The sequence below is a fragment of the Dactylosporangium sp. NPDC051087 genome (assembly GCF_055586325.1).
In genome coordinates, this window is the sequence record NZ_JBVJIJ010000030.1 from 1 (window position 1) to 17,687 (window position 17,687).

Sequence of the window (17,687 nt, forward strand, 5' to 3'; positions counted from 1 at the left end):
GCCGCGGCCACCAGCGACGGGTTGTCGCTCTGCTCGGCGAAGTTGGTGAGCCGGTCGGTGACGTCGCCGACCCGGTCCTGCACGGCCGTCACGGCGCGGCGGCCCAGCGCGGAGGCGAAGTTCCGTGACTCCTGCACCAGCAGCCGGGACAGGTGGGCGCCGATCCCGCCGCCGGGTGCGGCGCCCGCTTTGGCGTTCATCGTCGCCCCGCTGGGCGCCGGCGGCGGACCGGCGGCTCGGCCTCGGGCTCCTCGTCGGTGTCCTCGTCGTCGGCGCTCTCCTCACGCGTCTGCCGCGCGCGGGACCGGCGGCGGGCCGCAGGGGGTGGCGGCGCCTCCTCGGGCTCCTCCGGCTCCTCAAGGTCCTCGTCCTCGTAGTCGGCGTCGTAGTCCTCGTCCCGGCCGCGGTCCTCCTCCTCGTCGCGGCGGCCGCGCCGGCCACCCGAGCGCAGCGTCTCGCTGCGGTCCCGGAGCCGGTCACTGACGGAGTCGATGCGCTGCGACACGGCGGTGCGGGCGGCCGCCCGGCCGGCGTCGACGAGCGGGCGGGCAAGTCCGGACAGCTCGCCGAGGACCGGCGAACCGCCGACGAGCTTCCGTCCGCGAGCCAGCAGTTCGGTCGGGTTGCCGCCGTAGCGCCCGGCCGCGGCGGCGGCGCCGAGCAGCATCGCCGTGCGCAGCTGGCGGCGCCGGCCCAGTACGTAGCCGACCATGATGGCCAGCGTCATCTGCAGTGCTCGTTTCATGATGCGACCCTCCGGGCGCTGTCGCGGGGTGGTTGCGCCCTTTGGGCGGCCCTACCCGGATGTCGGGCGGCAAACCCGCCCGCACCGAGTCGACCGAAATCCCCCGGGAATTCGCCGGGACCCGCGCCGCCGACGACACCGCGGGCCGGCGGCCACGTCCCGATCGTCTCCCTGGCCCCGTCCGCGGTGCCGCGACGCGCGTCGTGACGGCGGCCCGGGTGCCGCGCCCTACTTCTTCACCACGGGCTTGCCGTCGGGGCGCACGACGCTCCAGTTGCCGCCGACGCCCTCGCCCTTGGTGTCGGCGGGCGAATCGTCCTGCTTGTAGAGGTACAACGGCCAGCCGTCGAGCGTGACCTGGATGAGGCCGTCGGCGCGCCGGACGGTGCCGACGAGAGCCTGGTCGACGCCGGTGAGCTTGACCGGGCTGCCGTCGGTGAGCAGCGGCGGCCAGATCACGAGGCAGTCGCCGGCGCAGTTCACCTTCGGCGGCCTGTTCTCGTCGGCCTCGAAGCGGTAGACGACGCGGTCCTTGAAGCGCACGACGGCGGCGTCGGCGCCGGCGACCTCGGCCCTGCCCGCGGTCAGCGCGATCGGTTCGGGCTTCGGCGTCGGTACCGCCACCGCCGGGCCATCGGTCAGGTCCACATCGGACGGTGCGACGGCCGGCGGGTTCGCGGCGGGCGGCGCGTCCGACCCGCATGCGGCCAGGCCGCCGAGCGCGACGGCGAACACGAGTGCGGCGGTAACGGCTCTCACTGGAATTCTCCTCGGGTGGGTTCGGTGCGTTGCCCGTACACACGCGGCATCCCGAGGACCGGTTTGACCGGCCGCGGTCAGCTAGCCGACATGACTCCTCAACTCGTGCCAGCACCACATCGCCGGTGAACCGGGCGGCCGACGCGGGCCGTGTCTGGTCGCGAACCGCCCTTTCCCATTCGCCAGAAAGCGAGCAGACACCATGCGTACCAACACCTTCCGCCGGACCGTCACCCTCATCGGCGGCGCGGCCCTCGCCTCCGGGCTCCTCGCCGGCCTCAACGCCGCGCCGGCCGCCGCGGAGGACGTCCTGCCGCCGGTGAAGAGCCAGGTCATCGAGCCCTTCCAGACCGCGGACGTGCTGCAGCCGGACGGCGCCAGGGCAGGCTCCCGGATCGTGTCGAGGCCGCGCGTCGGCAAGGCCGGGCAGACGCCTGACTCGCAGGTGTGGACGAAGCTGTTCCCGAAGGTCATCGACGCCAACGGCAAGGTGATCCGGGGCGCGACGTCCTACGCCTTCCAGCCCAGCCTGCAGCCGGGCGGCCGGCCGCTGTGCATCGACGTCACCGGCGACTCGCAGCAGGCGGGCGCGGCGCTGGAGCTGCGCCCGTGCGACGGCACGCCGAGCCAGGCGTGGGTGTTCCTGAACAACGCGATCCCCGGCTTCGTGCAGAACGTGGGCAGCGGCCTGGAGATGACCGTCGAGACGAACGGCACGGTGGTGCAGCGCGGGTTCTTCAAGCGGGTCCCGAACGAGAGCCGCGAGCAGACCCGTGAGCGCAACCGGCTCACCAACACCCAGCTCTTCCGGGTCGGCCCGCGTGAGGTCGGCGTCGGCGGCGCGTGACCGTCCACAGTAGAAAGGCCCGGTCCCTGGCGGGGGCCGGGCCTTTCGCCGTCCCTGCTACTGGAAACGCCAGGTCTGGTTGGACTGCGCGGTGCCGCAGTCCCAGATGATGAGCTGGGTGCCGTTGGCGGTGCCCCAGTTGTCGGCGTCGAGGCACTTGCCGGACTGCGGGTTGCGCAGGTTGCCGTTGACGAGCTGCCACTGCTGCGCGCCGTTGTTCAGGCAGCCCCACAGCTGCACCTTCGTGCCCGCGGCGGTGCGGCCGCCGGCCACGTCGAGGCACTTGCCGGTCCTGCTGTTGACCAGCGTGCCGCCCTGCCAGCGCCAGCGGACCTCGGGCCCGCCGTGGCAGTCCCACAGCTGGATCTTCGTGCCGTCGTCGGCGCGGCCGCCGGACACGTCGACGCAGCGGTTCGAGCCCGCGCCGACGATCATCTGACCGGCCGGGGTGTCGTTGACGCCCCGCCGGTTGCCCCGGCTCCACGCCTTCAGGCCCAGGCCGAGGTTGCCCTGGATGGTGCCGTTGAGGTAGTCGCGGTACCAGCCGAGCCAGAACGGCAGGCCGCCGCTGTTCTGGTTGTACCCGTAGGCGCCGCCGTCGTGCACGGCGACCTCACCGGGCACGCGCAGCTGCTGGAAGTAGAACTGCTCGCCGAGCTGGTGCAGCATCTCGTGCACCCACCCCGCCACGGCGTCCTGGTTGTAGCCCAGGTCGTCACGGGCGTTGATGCTGGTCCACCCGGTGTTGTACGGGCCGGGCGAGCCGCTGGAGAAGTACGCGTGCGGGCGGAACGCGTTGTAGACGAAGACGCCGTCCCATTCCTGCGGGTGGACGTACTGCGCGACGTCGTCGGGCACGTTGCCGGGCTCGACCATCAGCCCCTGGTAGCCGATCGACGTCAGCGGGCGGGACGACACGGCCACGGACGTGTTCAGGTCGACGACGCCGCCGGTCATGTCCTCGACCATCCGCGGGAACGTGGACAGGAACGCGGTGCGGGCCGCGTCGATCTGGGCCTGGTTGAGCGTGGCGTTCAGGCCGGGCACCTGCGACACCGGCTTGATGATCATCAGGAAGCGGAGCGTGACCGCCGGGGCGGCGGCGGCCTGCGCGGCCGGCATCGCCGCCGCGCCGGTGAACCCCAGCAGCACGCTCAGCGCCGCCAGGATCATCGACAGCCGGGTCCGTCTGGGCCGTGCTCGGTGCATATGGACAACCTCCGATCGGGTGACCGCCAGCATCGGCGACGGCGTGACAGAACCCATAGAGGTTTCGCAAAGGTTTCGATGCCGCGACCTGCGACGAGTCCCGATCGTTGAGCCCGCGGACCCACGCGAAGGAGGCAGTCGATGCAGCTGCAGCACGCCGACGTGTACCGCTACTGCGTCGTCCTCGCGTGCGGCGACGAGGCGGTCGCCCGCACCGCCACCGCGGCGGCGACCACCGACGCGGCGACCGCGGGCGGGCCGGCGGCGGTGTTCGCGGCGGCGAGGGCCGCGGTCAAGGAGGAGCTGCGGGGCCGGCCGGCGGGACCGGCACCGGACGCGCTCTACGCCGCGCGGCCGCTGCTGGAGGAGCAGCACTGGGCGCTGCTCGCCCTGGTGCTGCCGGAGTACGCCCAGCGCCCCCGCCACCGGCAGGTCGACCTCAGCGTGGTCGCGGCCGCGCTCGGCAAGAAGGCCGACGTCACCCGGAAGGCGGTCGACCGGCTGGTGGAACCCGGCGGTTACCTGGACGTCGCCCTGTTCACCGCCGGCGCGGCGGCCCGGTCCGGCGAGGGCTGCCCGGAGCTGGCGGGGATCATCGCCGGGTCGAAGCGGCTGCGTCCCGCCGTCCGCAAGGCCGTGGCGGCGCACCTGCCCGCCTGCGCCGCGTGCGCCGAGGCCCGGGAAGCGCGCCCGTCCGCCGTCACCGTGCTGGGCGCATTCCCGATGCCGGCACCGCCCGCGGATCTGACCGGCACCCCGGCTCCGGACGAAACCGCGACCGTGACACCCGCGGACCCGACCGGCGCGCCCGCTCCGGGCGAGGCCGTGACACCCGCGGACCCGACCGGCACACCGCCTCTGGACGAGACCGCCGTCGCGGTGCCCGCCGATCCGGCCGGCGCCCCGGCTCCGGACGAGACCGATGCCGCCGTGCCCGCGGACCGGGACGGCGACGAGCGGGGACCCGTCCGCTCGGACGACGTCCCGGCGACGGACCCGGAGCCCTGGGAACGTGGCGCCGTCCCGGCCGTCGAGGGCACCGCGGCGACCGACGTCACCGTGGAGCTGGCGATCGTGGATCAGGCGCCCCCGGGGCACGTCCCGGTGGCCGCCGTCTACCGCACGACACCCGCCGTTCCCGTGGCCCGGGTGCCGTGGCTGCGGCGGCCGCCGGTGCTGCTCGCCGTCATCGCCGTCCTGCTCCTGACCGCCGCCACCGCGGGGATCCTCGGCGTGCGGACCGGGTCGCCCGGCGGCCTCGCGGGCCCGCCGGCCACGACCGCGGCGGCCGCGGCCGCACCGGCACCGGCGTTGTCACCGCCCGCCGCGGCGGTGTCCGGGTCGGTGGGCGCCGGCCGTACACCTGCCGCATCCGGACACGCGAAACCGTCGACGGCACCGTCCGCCTCGCCGGCCGCCTCCGCGCCGGGTGCCGGCGCGCCGCTCGTCCCCGCCGCGGACCGGCTGCGCGAGGTGCTGCCGCTGGTGGTGAGGGCACCCGGGTGCCCGGGGCAGACGTTCGGCGGGGCGTGCTACTCGATCCAGCCGTTCACGCTGCCGCTGTCGGTGGCGGTCCCGGCCGGGTTCGACGAGGGCCGGCTCGCCGACGCTCTGCAGTGGACGGTGCGGACGGAGACGGTGCTCGGGCCGGTCGCGTTCCACGCGCGGGGCAACCACGCCCGCGTCACGGTCACCGACAACGGCCAGGCCACCCCGCCCACGGTGTGGGTCGTGCGGGCGGCGCTGACCGTCAACGGCGAGACGCACCTGAGCGACGAGGTCACCCTGCGCGTGTACGCGACGACCTGAGCCTGTCAGGCGAGCTGCGTCAGCTTCCACCAGTTCACGTCGAAGCCCCCGGCGGAGGCGTAGAGCCCGAACTGGTGGGTGCCGGCGGGCACCTGCACCTCCCGTGACACGGTCCGCCACTGCGTGGCGCCGCCGGTGTTCGGCAGCGTCACCTCGCCGAGCGGGGTGGCGCCGGCGTTGATGTCCAGCGACAGCCGGGTGTTGCTGTTCGGCGTCGCGACGCGGTACTCGACGAGGTAACGCGCCGCCTTGGGGACGCTGACGTTGCCGAACGCGATCCAGTCGCCCGTGTCGAACCGGGTCGCCTGTCCGCCGCCGGTGTCGGTGGTGGCGACGTTCGTGACGCCGCTCATCTGCGTGTACGCCTCGGCCTGGAAGCTGCGGGCGTGGCAGCCGCCGCTGAGCTCGCAGATGTCGGTGCGGGCCGTGGAGACCTTCAGGTCGTCGTACCAGATCCAGGAGTCGTTGGCGGGGGCGAACGACGCGGTGGCACCGCCGGCGAACGACGAGAAGTACGCCTTGTCGACCTGGTCGGTGTTGGTGACGAAGCGCAGCCCGCGGATCGCGGCCGCCTGGACGCCGTTGTACCAGATGTCGATCTCACCGTCGGCGTTGGCGGCGCCGGCGGTGACCGTGTTGACCCGCAGCCGCTGGACCAGGTTCACCCATTGACCGCGCGGGTAGTAGATGAGCGAGCCGTCAGGGCGGGTCAGGTCGACGAAGTCGCCGTACTGACCGGCGTGGCCCATGTGGTAGTAGTAGATCGCGGCCTTCCCGCCGGACCGCCAGATCATGCGGGAGCTGAAGCCGTTGCGCCCGTCGCAGACCTGCCCGCCGGAGCAGGCGCCGCCACCGGCGAGCCCGAGGCCGACCTTCCCGGCGAATTCGGTGGTGCCCCAGCTGAAGTCGCTGCTGAAGCGGACCCAGTAGGACATGAAGTATTCGCGGCCCTTGGTGAGCTGCAGCGGCGCCTGCGCGCCGGAGTCCTCCGGGCCGATCTTCCCCTTCGGGTAGAAGACCCGCAGCGACTGCCCGCCGGAGTGGCTGAAGTTGTAGCCGTCGATCCAGGTGCGGGTGCTCATGCCGAGCTCCCACGGCGCCGTCCAGCCGTCCTGGGCCCAGGCGCCCAACGTGTAGGCGCTGCCCCGCTCGGGGCGTTCGAAGGTGTTGTACCGCAGGCTGCCGCTCGCCGCGGCGGCCGGCGGGGCGATGCCGAGCGCCAGCAGCAGGCAGGTGACGAGCGCGATTCGGAGCATTCGCATGGTTCACTCCTCGGTCAAGGTGTGACGTCGCGGATGAGGGTGCTTCCCCAGGCGTGGCGGTACGCCTCGGTGAAGCCGAGCGCGGTGTAGAAGGCGACGGCCCGCGTGTTCGCCCCCGCCACGCCCAGGTGCACACCCGCGACGCCACGGCGGTGGAGCGTCGCGAGGACGGTGCCGATGAGCCGCCGGCCGCAGCCCTGACCCTGCAGCCGGTCCGCGACCTTGATGTGCAGGTGCGCGGGATGGGTGTCGAACCACGGCCGGTGCGGGCCCGGCCCGGCGTGGAACGGGTGGTCCGGTTGTGGATAGCGCCGGCGCAGCCTGGGCCACCAGTGCGACTCCAGCCACGCGTTGAAGCGCACCGTGTCGGCGGTCGCGCTGATGTAGCCGCCGACGCCGGCGCCGTCCTCGACGACGAACGTCAGGTCCGGGTCGGCGGCCAGGTACGGCCCGGCGTAGAGGTGCCCGGGCAGCTCCGGGGGTCCGGGCCCGGGCGGGAGGCCGCGGCCGGTCGCGTCGGTCGTCGCGCAGATCCGGTACACGGCCGCGATGTCGGCCCGGCGGCACGGCCGCACCCACGCGTCCCGCCCGACCACGCCGCGTGTTCCGCCGGGGGTCATGGCCGGCTCATGACGCCGACCGGTTGCGGGCTGCCGCCGGAGGCGGCGGAGGCGTAGACGGCCAGGACCGTCGCGACGACCGAGCGGCCGTAGTCGCCGCCGGTCTCGGGCGGGCGCCGGTCGCGGCACGCGGCGACGAAGTCCCCGAGCTGCGCGGCGAACGCCGCCCCCGGGCCGTCGCCGGGTGCGGTGAGGCGCGTCTCGGCGGCACCGTCGCGGCTCACCCAGGTGCCGTCGGTCGCCGACCAGCGCAGCGTGCCGCGTTCGCACACGACGGTGGTCTCGTCGTGGAAGCGGCCGCCGGCGCTCGTGAGGAGGAACCCGGCCCGCACACCGCTGGACAGCGTGACCGTCCCCATCGCGTCGGTCTCCACGGCGAGGCCGTCGCGGTGCCACACGTGCGCGGCGGCCGTCCCGGCGGTGCCGGCGCCGGTCCACTGGATGCGGTCCAGGCCGTGGATCCCGACGTTCATCACGATGCCGCCGCCGGCCGCCACCGGGTCGAAGAACCACGCGGGCCGGGACCCGCGCCGGTAGTGGGCGGTGCGATGGTGGTGGACGGCCAGGACGTCGCCGAGCTCCCCCGCGCGCAGGAGCCGCCCGACGCGGCGCGCGGCCGGGTCGTGCCGCACGACGTGCCCGACGGCGAGGACGACCCCGGCGGCCGCGCAGGCCTCGAGCATCGCGGTGCAGTCGGCGACCGCCGTGGCCATCGGCTTCTCGACGAGGACGTGGACCCCGGCGGCCGCGGCGTCGAGGGTCATGCCCGCGTGCAGGGCGTGCGGCGCGGTGATGACCACGCCGTCGAGGGGCTCGCGGGTCAGCATCCGGCGGTGATCGGTGTAGGGCACCGCGCCCGCCCCGGCGGCGGCCCGCCGGGCGGCGTCCTCCTGGATGTCGCAGACCGCGGTCACCCGCACGCCGGGCACCGCCCGCGCCGCCTCCAGGTGCAGCTTCGCGACGATCCCGGTGCCGATGACGCCGAGCCGGAAGTCGCTCACGTCCGGGCCCCGGCGCGGGCGCGGCGCGGGGTGCCGCACGAGCCGCGGACCGTGAGCCTGGGCTGCAGCTCGATGCGGTGCGCCGGCGTGGTGGGGTCGTCGATGAGCCGCAGCAGCAGCCCGGCCGCGAGCGCGCCGAGCTCGGCCCTGGGCGGGGCGACCGCCGTCAGCGGAGGGTCGGCGAGCTCCGCGACGTCGTCGTCGTACGCGACGAGCGCCAGGTCCTGCGGCACCCGCAGCCCGAGCCGGCGGGCCGCGGTCACCAGGGCCACCGCGTCGCGGTCGCCGTGGCAGAAGACGGCGGTGACCCGGTGCGCGTGACAGGTCCTGGCGTACTGCGCGATCTGCTCGGGCGTCCACTCCTCGTGCAGCACCCGGGCCTCGGGCACCGCCGCGGCGCCGAGCGCGGCGGCGGCCCGGTCGAAGCCTTCGGTGACGACCGCGGACGTGCCGGTGCGGATCCGGCCGAGGAACCCGATGCGGGTGTGGCCGAGGCTGACCAGGTGCCGGACCGCCGTGTGCACGCCGCCGAGGTGATGGGTGGTCACGAACGACACCGGGTCGTCCGGGTCCGGCGCCGGGGGCCGCCGCTCGACGAGCACGTACGGCACCGGCAGCGCCCGCAGCGCGTCGACGTGCGCCTGCGGGTCGTCGGCGACGTGCAGGTTGGGCACGAGGATCAGCCCTTCGACGCCACTGTCGAGCAGCCGCCGGATCTGGGAGCGTTCGAGGTCGGGGCGGTTCTCGGAGCCGGCGAGCATGACACCGACGTGGGCGGCGGTCAGCGCGCGTTCGATGCCCTCGACGACCTTCGGGTAGTAGTACGACGTCGAGGGCACGACCACGCCGACGGTCCGGCGGGAGCCGGTGGTCACGGTCGCGACGTAGGTGCCCGAGCCCTGCCGCCGCACGACGACGCCCTCGGCGACCAGCAGGCCGACGGCGCGCCGCACGGTGTTGAGCCCGACGCCGTAGCGGGACACGAGCTCCGGCTCGGTCGGCAGCCTGGCGCCGACGGGCTGGCCGCTGTCGGCGATCCAGCGCCGCAGCCGCTCCGCCACCGCCTCGGTTTTCATTCCTCTATGGAATGACTCGCTCTCCGGGTGTACCGCCATGCCGGAATGATGCCCGCTCTCATGGGCGGCGTCAATGCATCAACTTCGATGGCATGAATTCATTCCTTGAGGTGGACGACCTTCGCCCAGTCGGGCGGCGGCTCCGGGATGTAGTCCGGGTCCTCCTCGTCCCAGCCGCCCTCCCTGGCGAACAGCCCGACCACCGTGCGGCACCGCGGCCGGACGGTAGGCCACGGCGTCTGCCCGTCGGTCAGGACCACGACGACGTCCGGGGGCGGCGTCGTGCGCAGCGCCCGCTCGAAACCGGCGCGCAGGTCCGTCCCGCCACCACCGATCAGCGGGATCCCCTCGGCCTGGCACAGCGGGTACGCGACCCCGGCCGCCGCGTCGCACGACAGCACCCGCACCAGGTCGCGGCGGCCACCGACGGCCCGGCCGATCGCGGCCACCTCCAGCAGCGCGCCGCCCAGCTCGGCGTCGCTGACCGACCCCGAGGTGTCGATGACGACGCTGACCTGCGGCGGGTGGCGGCGCAGGCTCGGCAGCACCACCCCGGGCAGACCCGCGGAGCGCCGCGCCGGCCGCCCGTACGTGTAGTCGTCCGCCCCGGCGGCGCTCGCGGCGGAGCGGACCGCGGCGCCGAGCAGGTCCCGCCACGCCTGCGGCGGGTGGAACGCCTCCTCCGCCCAGCGCCGCCAGCCCCTCGGGACCTCGCCGGGCCGCGCCTTGATCGCCTCCGCGACCCGGAACCGGACCGCGTCCAGCTCGTGGCCGCGCAGCCCGCGGGCGCAGTCCCCGCCCTCGCCCAGCTCCCACTCGCGTTCGAGGCCGTCGGCGCCGCTGCCGCAGTCCAGCCACACCATGCCGGCGGTGTGCGCGCCGAGCCGGAACCGCCGCAGGTAGTCCTCCATCAGCTGCCCGTCGCCGAGGCCCAGGTCCCCGGCGGCGATCGCGCCTTCGGGGCGGGCGAGGCCGTCGCCGTAGATGTCGTCGTTGATCTCGCAGTCGGCGGCGATGTTCATCCGCAGCCGCTCGCCCGGCCCGTGCAGGTCGCGTTCGGCCGCCACCCGGTCGCTGCGGCCGTGGTGGTCGCGCAGCAGGTGGGAGACCTCGTGGACCCACACCCCGGCGAGCTCCTCGACGGGGGTCATGTCGACGAACGCCGGCGACGCGTAACAGCGCCACTGCCGGTCGACGGCCATCGTCGGCACCCGCCGCGACTCGACGACGTGCAGGGCGAACAGCGCCGTCGCCAGGTACGGCCGGACCTTCGCCGCGTGCAGCCGCGCGGTGTACAGCTTGTCCAGGTCCAGGGTCATGCGGCCACCCGGTCGGCGCGCTGCGAGATGGCCACCGCGCCGGCGAGCCGCTCGATCAGGTCGGGCACGTCCCAGTCGACGCGGCGCTGCGCGGCGAGCGTCGCCGCCGGCACGACGACGAGGTCCGGGGCGCCGGTGTCGACCGCCAGGGCCAGGATCGCCCACGCGGCGTCCCACCGGGCCTTGTCGGGGCGCTGGCGGACCGCCTCGACGACGCCGTCGAGGACGGCCTGGCGCAGGTCGCCCCGCTCCGGCAGGGTCGCGGCCGCCGGGTCCGCCAGCAGCGTCTCGGGATCCGGCAGGTCGAGCCGGTCCAGGCCGGCCAGGAGCTCCAGGCCCGGGCCGTCGCCGACGGTGCCGCGCACCAGCATGGAGAGCACGTCCCGGGACGTACCGGCAGCGGTGGCGAACGCTGTCAGCCGCAGCGCCATGTCCCAGCTTCTCGGCGAGGGCCACGGGCCGCCGCGGCGCGCCTCGCTGCCGGGCAGCTGGTGCACCAGGCGCGGGCGGGCGGTGAGCAGCCCGCACACGGCCCGCCGGGCGAACGCGACCGCGGCGCCGAGCCGCTTCGGGTCCAGGCGCGGCAGCGACGCGCGGGGCCAGGTGCCGCCGAGCCCGCGGACGACGACGTCGTGGTCGTGCACCCATTGCAGGTGCACGAACCGGTTGGCCAGGGGCGCGCTGAGCTCCCAGCCGTCGGCGGCCGAGGACCGGGGGTTGGCGGCGGCGACGATCCGCACGCCCGGCGGCAGCCGCAACGCGCCGACCCGCCGCTCCAGGACCAGCCGCAGCAACGCCGCCTGGACCGCGGGCGGGGCGGTGGACAGCTCGTCGAGGAACAGCAGGCCGCGCCCGGCCTTGACGAGGCGCACCGCCCAGTCCGGCGGGGCCATCGGGACGCCCTGCGCCGCGGGGTCGTCGCCGACGACGGGCAGCCCGGAGAAGTCCGACGGCTCGTGGACGCTGGCGATGACGGTGGTCAGCGGCAGGTCGAGCTCCTCGGCGAGCTGGGTCAGGGCGGCGGTCTTGCCGATGCCGGGCTCGCCCCACAGCAGGACGGGCAGGTCCGCGGCGACGGCGAGGGTCAGCGCCTCCAGCTGCGTGTCGGGGCGCGGCTCGGTGTCGGTGTCGTGCAGCAGCGCGAGAAGTTCGGCTGCGACGTCGAGCTGGTCAGCGAACAAAGACATGGGTCATCACCTTTCGTGTGGGAGGTCGTTCCGGCGCACCGCATACGGCGGCGCGACGGGATTCGGCAAGCGGCGGTCCCGGTCACCGCATGCGGCGGCGCGACGGGGGGGTCAGCGAGTGGCTTCGCGGCGGGTCCGGCGGGCCCGGCGGTCCTGGCGGGCCGGCGCCGGGCCCGTTCCGGCCAGTCCGGCGCGGAACAGTCCGTGCGCGACCTTCCGCCGCGCCGCGTCCTCCAGCGCTTCGCGCAGCGCGCCGTGGCGGAGCAGCGCGTCGGCGCCGAGCAGCCCTTCGACCGCCCTGAGGGCACCTTCGGCGTCGCCGTGCTCGAGCCGGGCCCGCACGTCGAGGAGGCACTCCGGCCGGCGGTGCGCGTCGTCGATCGCCTGCAGGCACGGCAACGGCGTCCCGCCGAGGGCGGCCAGAAGCTCCTCCCGGCGCACCTCGGCAGGATCGTGGTCGAACGCGACCAGCACGCCGCCCACGAGCCCGATCCGGTGCCGGGCGCCACGACAGTCGACGATCCGTGGCGCGCCGGGATCGTCCGGCCGGCGCGCGGTGTCCGGTGGCTGCCGCGGTACCAACGCCGCGGCGACCAACGGGTGCAACCGGTCCGCGCCGATCAGCCCCGCACCCAGCAGCTCCAGGTCGGGCAGCACCCACGTCGCCGCGTCCGGCAGCACCGGCCCCGCACCGCCGCCCCGCCCGCGGATCGGCGTGACGCTCGGCGCCGCACCGTGCCCGGCGCGGACGACGACGCGGCGGCGGGCGCCGAGCCGCACGGTCACGGCGCCGTCCCCGCCGTCCAGCAGGATCGCGGCCTCGGCCGCCCACCGGTCGGTGGCGCACCCGAGCCCCGGTGGCACCGCCGGGTGCCGGCCGCCGCGTCCCGCCCGGACCCGCAGCTCACCGGCCCTGCGCGCGTCCCAGAGGTGGCGGTGCAGGTCGAGCCGGAACCGCTGGTCCGGGTGTGGATGCGGATGTCGTACGCGCAGCGAACCGTCCCACAACGCGAGGCTGATCCGCTGCCCGGCGGCCGCCCACGCCGGCGGCGTCCGGGCGACGAGGTGCGTGCCGCCGTACCGCGCGAGCGGCACGGTCAGCCCGGGCCGCAGCAACCCGTCGGGGGCGATCCGCGGCATGTGCCAGCGCAGCAGGTCGGGGGCGAGATGTCGCAGGTCGGCCCGGATCCGCGCGGCGAGCTCCGCGCCACCGCCCCGGGCGACCGCCTTGAGGTCGAGATCGACGTCGACCCGCGCGGCGGCGCACGCCCCGGCCCAGTCACCGGCGTGCCGGCGGGCGGTCGCGGACTCGATCATTGTGTGCGGCACGGCGAACTCGCGCACGCGCTGCCAGAAACTGCGGCGGGTGTCCCCACTCGCGTCAGGAGAATGCATCAGCACTCACCTTGCGCGGATGGGACCCCCAATCTACGACGAGAGGTAGTCATCGGCGCGAGCATACAACATCCGCACCGCGTCGGGACGGGGTTGCAGGCTTCGACGGGCTTCAGTACGTTGCACGCATTCCGTCTTCAGCAGCCACGGGGGGCTCATGTTGACCAAACGGTTCCGCACGCTCGCGTTCGCCCTGGGCGCGGTGCTGCTTCTGCAGATGTTCCGGCCGGTCCCGGCCGTCGCGGTCGCCGAGCCGGTCGCCGACGACTATCAGTACGCGCTCGGCTTCGCCGAGACCAAGCACACCAACGAATGGTCCTACCTGCAGTGGAACGGCTCCGCCTACAGCGAGATGGAGTGGCGGGCGCAGGAGCACCGGTGGCGCGGCGACTGCCAGTTCTGCATCATCGCCCGCGACGGGATGCATCCTGACGTCAACGACGCCGTGATCGGCTGGACGGCTCCGCGCGGCGGCACGGTCACCGTGCGCGGCACCATCGACAGCCGCGACTACGGCGACCCGGCCAACGCGAGCATCGACGGCATCCACGCGTTCGTCCGCCTGCGGCACGAGGGCGCGCTCACCAAGGTCTGGCCGTCCGACGACTTCCAGGTGGTGCGGACCGGATTCATGGCGCAGCACATCTTCCAGGTCACCGTCGCGGCCGGCGACCAGCTGCTGTTCCACGTCAACAAGAACGACACGACGTACAACGACAGCACGGCCTGGTTCCCGCGGATCAGCTACGACTACCAGCCGCGGTTCACCCTCGACCAGGCCGAGCTGGTGATGGACCCGGCCGCGTTCGGGCACGTCGGGATCGACGACGCGCTGGACGGCAGCGTCTCCGTGCTGCCGCACGGCACCGAGTTCGACTTCTACCACTCCTCCGGCGGGCGGGCGCAGAAGTGGCGCGGCGACCTGCGGCACCCCGCGCAGACCCCGGTCTACCACGAGCCGGTCGCCAACCGGTTCCGCAACCCGCACGGCCTCGACGGCACCTGGTGGATCGAGAACATCTACCGCACGTCCGAGGGTCACCTGCTCGCGTTCTGCCACATCGAGAACGCCAACCCGGCCACGGCCGGCTGGTGGGCCGGCGGCCTGGCCTACTCCACCGACGACGGCGAGCACTTCACGCTGCTGGGCAAGACGATCGCCGCCGAGGTCAAGCAGCCCAACGGCAACGCCGGCAACATCGGCGGCATGCCGTTCGTCGAGAAGGACGGCTACTTCTACGTCTACTTCACCGAGCCCGGCGTGCCGTCCGCGGCCCGGGCACCGGTCGACGAGGTCCTGGCGGCCGCCCGCAACGGCACCGTGAGTGAGTGGAAGAAGATCGACGGTGCGGGCAACTTCACCTCGCCCGGCCTGAACGGCCCGGCCGGCAACGTCGTCCAGGCCGGCGAGACCAACGACTACGGCACGCACGGCGACGCCGCCTACAGCACCTACCTCGACAAGTACGTGCTCACCGGCAGCAGCGAAGGTGCCGGGCAGGGCGTGTTCCTGGCCTTCGGCGACGACCCGGCACACTTCGAGGTGCCGCACTGGATGCTCAACAGCGACGCGACCAACAAGCAGGTGCTGTCGCCGTACGAGACGATCGTCAACATCGACGGCTCCGACAACGGCATCGTCGGCCGGGAGTTCTACGTCTACTTCGGCTACTACTTCGTGTGGCCCCGCAACGAGCAGACCACGGACATCAGCAAGGAGTTCCGCTGGCTGTACCGGCAGAAGGTGACGCTGCACGCGGCCGGCTTCGACCGCTCCGCCGTCAGCCTCGGCACCGACTACACCAGCAAGCAGAACGAGAACGGGCTGCAGTACCTGACGTACTCCTCGCCCGGCTTCCCGTACGGCAACATGCAATGGAACGACCAGGACAAGCGCTGGCACGGCGCGGAGCAGTTCCTGCTCGTCGACTCCTACGGCATGCACCCGGGCAACTACAACGACGCGGTCCGCGCCTGGCAGGCACCGCGGACGGGCACGGTGCGCGTCACGGCGGGCGGCGGCGCCATCCGCACCAGCACCGGCCCCGGCGCCGACGGCGTGGGGGTCAGCATCCGCAAGACGTCCGGGGCGTCGACCACCAGGGTCTGGCCGGAGACCATCTCGTTGTCCGGCTACGAGTTCGTCTCGCCCGGCACCGCGCTGCCATTCGCACCGATCGACGTCTCGGTCGACAAGGGCCAATGGCTCTACTTCCACGTCAACAAGTGGGGCAACACCGGCTACGACACCACCCTGTGGGTGCCGCAGATCGCGTACCTGCCTGCCTGAGCACCACGCACCGCCTGACGGGCGGCGGGCAACACTGCGCCCGCCGCCCCCGCGGCCGGGGTATGTTCGCAGGCATTGGAGGCGAACATGCGGACGGTGACGCGACGGACGGCGTTGCGGCGGGCTGACCTGGACGGCGGCGGGTGCGACGTGCCCGACGAGTGCGTCGAGGCGCTGCGCCGGCTGTCGAGTGTCCCGGTCGCGCTGGAGCACAAGGTGCACGGGGTCACCGCCACCCGGCAGGTGTTCGCCGCGACGCTGGAGCAGGAGATCGGCTGGCGGTTCACCGGCATCGAGTGGCCGCAGGACGTGCACGCCGGGGTGCTCGTCACCGTCATCTGGCGGGCGGCGAAGGACGAGGTGGTGGTGCGCACCGCGCCGCTGCCCGAGCCGATGCGGGTCGACGGCGTCACCTACTTCCACGACTACGACCCGAAGGTCGTCACCCGCGAGCACCGGCCGGGCGCCGCGAACTGGTCGAAGGTCCTGTACACGATCCGGCACTCAGGCAACGTCCTGCCCGACGGCAGCGCCGTGTTCGCCGAGGCGGACCTGGCCAAGCGCAGCGGGCTGGGCAAGGGCAACCGCGGCGCGTTCCTGCTGCGCAACGCCGTCGACCAGCTGCTCCGCGAAGGGTACGTCACCCGGGTCGAGGGCAGCGTCGACGCCACCGGCCACCCGTCCTACCCCGCGGTCGGCGGCGACGAGCCCGCGCAGATGCTGCTGTACGCGCCGCTGGTCGAGCCCGGCTCGGTCCCCGACGGGCCGCCCGGCGAGGGCAGCGACCGCCGCGAGCACTGGGTCAACGGCTTCCTGCGCCGGCTCCCGCCCGGCGCGCAGCCCTCGGAGCGGCAGCTGAGCCTGCACCAGCAGACCGTGGAGCACGAGGAGCTCGACGACGCCCCGCTGCCGCCCGGGTACACGTTCGTGAAGAAGCACCACCGCAACGGTTAGCGGACCCGCAGCGCCGGGGTGTAGTCCGGCAGGTCGAACGCGCCGGCCTTCGCGAACTGGCCGGCGAGCAGCTGCTTCACCGGCCAGCGGGTCATCATCCGCATCGACAGGGCGCGCAGCCGGATCATCGTCGCGGAGTCCGGCGCGTACCCGCGGATCCCGCCCGGCGGCAGTTCGGTGCCGGCGTCCACGTAGCGCTGCAGCCGCTCCTGATACGCGGCGCACCCGGCCCGGACGCCGCCCGAGGCCAGCTCACCGGCCAGGACGTAGGCGCCGACGAGCGCCATGCTGGTGCCGAGGCCCGCGAGGGGTGAGCCGCAGTAGCCCGCGTCGCCGAGCAGGACCACGTGCCCGCGGGTCCAGCGCTCGACGCGCACCTGGCTGAGGGAGTCGAAGACGAAGTCCGGCGCGGCCGGCATCGCGGCGAGCAGCGCCGGCACCCGCCAGCCCGCCCCGGACAGCCGCTCGGCCACCAGCCGCTGCTGCTCGCCGACCGGGAGCCGTTCGAGGCCCACCTCGCCGGACAGGAAGCTCAGGTACGCCTTCGCGACACCGCCCCGCTCCGGCCGGATGCCCGCGGCGAGACCACCGGGCGCGTTGTACATCAGGTACCAGTGCTCCAGGTCGCCCGGGTCGGGGACGCTGAAGTACGAGATGTAGCCGCCGATCGGCCGTATATAGGCCGCCTCCGGGCCGAAGGCGAGCGCACGCACCCCCGAGTGCACGCCGTCCGCCCCGACGACGAGGTCGTAGTGCCCGGCCGTCCCGCCGGCGAACTCGGCCGTGACGCCGCCGGGCTCCTGGTGCAGCGCGGTGATCCGGTCGCCGAAGCGGTATTCGACGTCGTCGCGGGTCGCCTCGTGCAGCAGCCGCGTCAGGTCGCCGCGCGAGATCTCGACCTCCGCGACGAACCCCTCCCCGTCGAACGCGTCGGCGGGCATCTCGGAGGTCCGCCGGCCCTTCGCGTCGACGGTGGCGATGCCGCGCTCGTCGATGCGCTCGGCCTTGATCCGGTCCATGAGTCCCATCCGGCGCACGACGTCCTTCGCGGCGCCCCGGACGTCGACGGCCTGCCCGCCGGGGCGCGGCCCGGCGGCCAGCTCGACGACGGTCGCGTCGATCCCGTGCCGGTGCAGCCAGAACGCGAGGGCCGGGCCGGCGATCCCCGCCCCGGAGATGAGCACGCGCATCCGTCGCTCCTTCGTCGTGTGTAC

General features: G+C 74.0%; 15 protein-coding genes and 1 pseudogene. 4 read left to right on the forward strand and 12 right to left on the reverse strand.

Annotated features, from left to right (window positions below; all coding sequences use genetic code 11):
* The 3 genes and pseudogenes from ACZ6TV_RS42825 to ACZ6TV_RS42835 all read right to left on the reverse strand — a co-directional run.
* Window positions 1-200 (reverse strand): annotated as a pseudogene (locus ACZ6TV_RS42825) (hypothetical protein); the annotation flags it as partial.
* Window positions 197-745, reverse strand: coding sequence for a hypothetical protein (locus ACZ6TV_RS42830; RefSeq protein WP_465305074.1), 549 nt, complete (start codon window positions 743-745; stop codon window positions 197-199). The gene ACZ6TV_RS42830 and the pseudogene ACZ6TV_RS42825, both read right to left, overlap by 4 nt.
* Before the next feature lie 228 nt (window positions 746-973).
* Complete coding sequence (locus ACZ6TV_RS42835) at window positions 974-1,504, reverse strand: COG4315 family predicted lipoprotein (protein WP_465305075.1); 531 nt, start codon at window positions 1,502-1,504, stop codon at window positions 974-976.
* Window positions 1,505-1,706: 202 nt separating this feature from the next.
* Here ACZ6TV_RS42835 and ACZ6TV_RS42840 point away from each other — a divergent pair, with 202 nt between their 5' ends.
* Window positions 1,707-2,351 (forward strand): RICIN domain-containing protein, encoded by a 645-nt coding sequence (locus tag ACZ6TV_RS42840; RefSeq protein ID WP_465305077.1) that lies wholly within the window; start codon window positions 1,707-1,709, stop codon window positions 2,349-2,351.
* A gap of 57 nt (window positions 2,352-2,408) precedes the next feature.
* On the opposite strand, the gene ACZ6TV_RS42845 is transcribed toward ACZ6TV_RS42840, so the two are convergent.
* The gene (locus ACZ6TV_RS42845; RefSeq protein ID WP_465305079.1) at window positions 2,409-3,560 is read right to left on the reverse strand and encodes an RICIN domain-containing protein; all 1,152 of its coding nucleotides are present in this window, start codon (window positions 3,558-3,560) and stop codon (window positions 2,409-2,411) included.
* Window positions 3,561-3,701: 141 nt separating this feature from the next.
* On the opposite strand from ACZ6TV_RS42845, the gene ACZ6TV_RS42850 reads away from it, so the two are divergent.
* On the forward strand, window positions 3,702-5,369 hold the full coding sequence (locus ACZ6TV_RS42850; RefSeq protein WP_465305081.1) for a hypothetical protein: 1,668 nt from the start codon (window positions 3,702-3,704) through the stop codon (window positions 5,367-5,369).
* Window positions 5,370-5,374: 5 nt separating this feature from the next.
* On the opposite strand, the gene ACZ6TV_RS42855 is transcribed toward ACZ6TV_RS42850, so the two are convergent.
* The 7 genes from ACZ6TV_RS42855 to ACZ6TV_RS42885 all read right to left on the reverse strand — a co-directional run bounded on the left by ACZ6TV_RS42855 (window position 5,375) and on the right by ACZ6TV_RS42885 (window position 13,229).
* The gene (locus tag ACZ6TV_RS42855) at window positions 5,375-6,631 is read right to left on the reverse strand and encodes a carbohydrate-binding protein (RefSeq protein ID WP_465305083.1); all 1,257 of its coding nucleotides are present in this window, start codon (window positions 6,629-6,631) and stop codon (window positions 5,375-5,377) included.
* Window positions 6,632-6,645: 14 nt separating this feature from the next.
* Entirely contained in the window at window positions 6,646-7,251 is a 606-nt protein-coding gene (locus tag ACZ6TV_RS42860; RefSeq protein WP_465305085.1) for a GNAT family N-acetyltransferase, read from the reverse strand.
* Complete coding sequence (locus ACZ6TV_RS42865; protein WP_465305087.1) at window positions 7,248-8,252, reverse strand: Gfo/Idh/MocA family protein; 1,005 nt, start codon at window positions 8,250-8,252, stop codon at window positions 7,248-7,250. The genes ACZ6TV_RS42860 and ACZ6TV_RS42865 overlap by 4 nt, the downstream gene beginning before the upstream one ends.
* Window positions 8,249-9,328 carry a GntR family transcriptional regulator gene (locus ACZ6TV_RS42870; protein ID WP_465305089.1) on the reverse strand — a complete coding sequence of 360 codons (1,080 nt, stop codon included), beginning with the start codon at window positions 9,326-9,328 and terminating at the stop codon, window positions 8,249-8,251. The genes ACZ6TV_RS42865 and ACZ6TV_RS42870 overlap by 4 nt, the downstream gene beginning before the upstream one ends.
* A 98-nt stretch (window positions 9,329-9,426) precedes the next feature.
* Window positions 9,427-10,647, reverse strand: coding sequence for a vWA domain-containing protein (locus ACZ6TV_RS42875; protein WP_465305091.1), 1,221 nt, complete (start codon window positions 10,645-10,647; stop codon window positions 9,427-9,429).
* Window positions 10,644-11,834 (reverse strand): AAA family ATPase, encoded by a 1,191-nt coding sequence (locus tag ACZ6TV_RS42880; RefSeq protein ID WP_465305093.1) that lies wholly within the window; start codon window positions 11,832-11,834, stop codon window positions 10,644-10,646. The genes ACZ6TV_RS42875 and ACZ6TV_RS42880 overlap by 4 nt, the downstream gene beginning before the upstream one ends.
* Before the next feature lie 111 nt (window positions 11,835-11,945).
* On the reverse strand, window positions 11,946-13,229 hold the full coding sequence (locus tag ACZ6TV_RS42885; protein WP_465305095.1) for a hypothetical protein: 1,284 nt from the start codon (window positions 13,227-13,229) through the stop codon (window positions 11,946-11,948).
* Between the two features lie 157 nt (window positions 13,230-13,386).
* On the opposite strand from ACZ6TV_RS42885, the gene ACZ6TV_RS42890 reads away from it, so the two are divergent.
* Together ACZ6TV_RS42890 and ACZ6TV_RS42895 are read left to right on the forward strand one after the other, a co-directional pair.
* Window positions 13,387-15,519: a hypothetical protein gene (locus ACZ6TV_RS42890; protein WP_465305097.1), complete on the forward strand. Its 2,133-nt coding sequence runs from the start codon at window positions 13,387-13,389 to the stop codon at window positions 15,517-15,519.
* 87 nt (window positions 15,520-15,606) lie between these two features.
* Window positions 15,607-16,473: a hypothetical protein gene (locus tag ACZ6TV_RS42895; RefSeq protein ID WP_465305099.1), complete on the forward strand. Its 867-nt coding sequence runs from the start codon at window positions 15,607-15,609 to the stop codon at window positions 16,471-16,473.
* Here ACZ6TV_RS42895 and ACZ6TV_RS42900 read toward each other — a convergent pair.
* Entirely contained in the window at window positions 16,470-17,663 is a 1,194-nt protein-coding gene (locus ACZ6TV_RS42900; RefSeq protein WP_465305101.1) for an FAD-dependent monooxygenase, read from the reverse strand. The genes ACZ6TV_RS42895 and ACZ6TV_RS42900 overlap by 4 nt on opposite strands.
* Window positions 17,664-17,687 lie beyond the last annotated feature (24 nt).